We start from the raw sequence: 3035 nt of genomic DNA, 5'->3' as shown, positions 1-3035 counted from the left end.
CAGGTGTGACCTCCTTGCCATTATCACCAGACAAGTGAATGTTATACATTCAAAACTAGATAGTAAGTAAAATTGATTTTGCGTCGCAAAACATATATTTGATTAAGTCTTCGATCGATTAGTATTCGTCAGCTCCACGTGTCGCCACGCTTCCACCTCGAACCTATTAACCTCATCATCTTTGAGGGATCTTATAACCGAAGTTGGGAAATCTCATCTTGAGGGGGGCTTCATGCTTAGATGCTTTCAGCACTTATCCCGTCCATACATAGCTACCCAGCTATGCCGTTGGCACGACAACTGGTACACCAGAGGTATGTCCATCCCGGTCCTCTCGTACTAAGGACAGCTCCTCTCAAATTTCCTACGCCCACGACGGATAGGGACCGAACTGTCTCACGACGTTCTGAACCCAGCTCGCGTACCGCTTTAATGGGCGAACAGCCCAACCCTTGGGACCGACTACAGCCCCAGGATGCGATGAGCCGACATCGAGGTGCCAAACCTCCCCGTCGATGTGAACTCTTGGGGGAGATAAGCCTGTTATCCCCGGGGTAGCTTTTATCCGTTGAGCGATGGCCCTTCCATGCGGAACCACCGGATCACTAAGTCCGTCTTTCGACCCTGCTCGACTTGTAGGTCTCGCAGTCAAGCTCCCTTATGCCTTTACACTCTATGAATGATTTCCAACCATTCTGAGGGAACCTTTGAGCGCCTCCGTTACCTTTTAGGAGGCGACCGCCCCAGTCAAACTGCCCGCCTGACACTGTCTCCCACCACGATAAGTGGTGCGGGTTAGAAAGCCAACACAGCTAGGGTAGTATCCCACCAGCGCCTCCACGTAAGCTAGCGCTCACGTTTCAATGGCTCCTACCTATCCTGTACAAGCTGTGCCGAATTTCAATATCAGGCTACAGTAAAGCTCCACGGGGTCTTTCCGTCCTGTCGCGGGTAACCTGCATCTTCACAGGTACTATGATTTCACCGAGTCTCTCGTTGAGACAGTGCCCAAATCGTTACGCCTTTCGTGCGGGTCGGAACTTACCCGACAAGGAATTTCGCTACCTTAGGACCGTTATAGTTACGGCCGCCGTTTACTGGGGCTTCGATTCGTAGCTTCGCAGAAGCTAACCACTCCTCTTAACCTTCCAGCACCGGGCAGGCGTCAGCCCCTATACATCACCTTACGGTTTAGCAGAGACCTGTGTTTTTGATAAACAGTCGCTTGGGCCTATTCACTGCGGCTCTTCTGGGCTTGCACCCTAAAGAGCACCCCTTCTCCCGAAGTTACGGGGTCATTTTGCCGAGTTCCTTAACGAGAGTTCGCTCGCTCACCTTAGAATTCTCATCTTGACTACCTGTGTCGGTTTGCGGTACGGGCACCTGTTATCTATCTAGAGGCTTTTCTTGGCAGTGTGAAATCAACGACTCGAGGAAACAATTTCCTCTCCCCATCACAGCTTGACCTTATGAGTGCCGGATTTGCCTAACACTCAGTCTCACTGCTTAGACGTACAATCCAATCGTACGATTCGCCTATCCTACTGCGTCCCCCCATCGATTAAAACGATACTAGGTGGTACAGGAATATCAACCTGTTATCCATCGCCTACGCCTGTCGGCCTCAGCTTAGGACCCGACTAACCCAGAGCGGACGAGCCTTCCTCTGGAAACCTTAGTCAATCGGTGGACGGGATTCTCACCCGTCTTTCGCTACTCACACCGGCATTCTCACTTCTAAGCGCTCCACATGTCCTTGCGATCATGCTTCAACGCCCTTAGAACGCTCTCCTACCATTGTCCAAAGGACAATCCACAGCTTCGGTAATATGTTTAGCCCCGGTACATTTTCGGCGCAGTGTCACTCGACTAGTGAGCTATTACGCACTCTTTAAATGATGGCTGCTTCTAAGCCAACATCCTAGTTGTCTGGGCAACGCCACATCCTTTTCCACTTAACATATATTTTGGGACCTTAGCTGGTGGTCTGGGCTGTTTCCCTTTCGAACACGGACCTTATCACCCATGTTCTGACTCCCAAGTTAAATTAATTGGCATTCGGAGTTTGTCTGAATTCGGTAACCCGAGAGGGGCCCCTCGTCCAAACAGTGCTCTACCTCCAATAATCATCACTTGAGGCTAGCCCTAAAGCTATTTCGGAGAGAACCAGCTATCTCCAAGTTCGATTGGAATTTCTCCGCTACCCTCAGTTCATCCGCTCACTTTTCAACGTAAGTCGGTTCGGTCCTCCATTCAGTGTTACCTGAACTTCAACCTGACCAAGGGTAGATCACCTGGTTTCGGGTCTACGACCAAATACTCAACGCCCTATTCAGACTCGCTTTCGCTACGGCTCCACATTTCCTGCTTAACCTTGCATCAAATCGTAACTCGCCGGTTCATTCTACAAAAGGCACGCCATCACCCATTAACGGGCTCTGACTACTTGTAAGCACACGGTTTCAAGTTCTCTTTCACTCCCCTTCCGGGGTACTTTTCACCTTTCCCTCACGGTACTGGTTCACTATCGGTCACTAGAGAGTATTTAGCCTTAGGAGATGGTCCTCCCAGATTCCGACGGAATTTCACGTGCTCCGTCGTACTCAGGATCCACTCAAGAGAGAATATATTTTCAACTACAGGATTATTACCTTCTTTGATTCATCTTTCCAGATGATTCGTCTAATATATTCCTTTGTAACTCCGTATAGAGTGTCCTACAACCCCAATAAGCAAGCTTATTGGTTTGGGCTTTTCCCGTTTCGCTCGCCGCTACTCAGGGAATCGATTTTTCTTTCTCTTCCTCCGGGTACTAAGATGTTTCAGTTCTCCGGGTCTGCCTTCTAACATGCTATGTATTCACATGTCGATAACACAACATAACTTGTGCTGGGTTTCCCCATTCGGAAATCTCTGGATCAATGCTTACTTACAGCTACCCAAAGCATATCGTCGTTAGTAACGTCCTTCATCGGCTTCTAGTGCCAAGGCATCCACCGTGCGCCCTTAATAACTTAATCTTCCACACTGTGCTT

The 3035-nt window shown here is 49.3% G+C and carries 1 rRNA gene; it reads right to left on the bottom strand.

The window, feature by feature from the left end:
* Window positions 1-98 precede the first annotated feature (98 nt).
* Window positions 99-3020: ribosomal RNA gene (locus tag HMPREF2864_RS08745) — 23S ribosomal RNA — on the bottom strand.
* Window positions 3021-3035 lie beyond the last annotated feature (15 nt).

The sequence above is a fragment of the Staphylococcus sp. HMSC059F04 genome (assembly GCF_001812565.1).
Classification (GTDB): Bacteria; Bacillota; Bacilli; order Staphylococcales; family Staphylococcaceae; genus Staphylococcus; species Staphylococcus lugdunensis.
The sequence above is the reverse complement of the archived record's forward strand: the minus strand, read 5'-3'. Positions and strand labels throughout refer to the sequence as shown.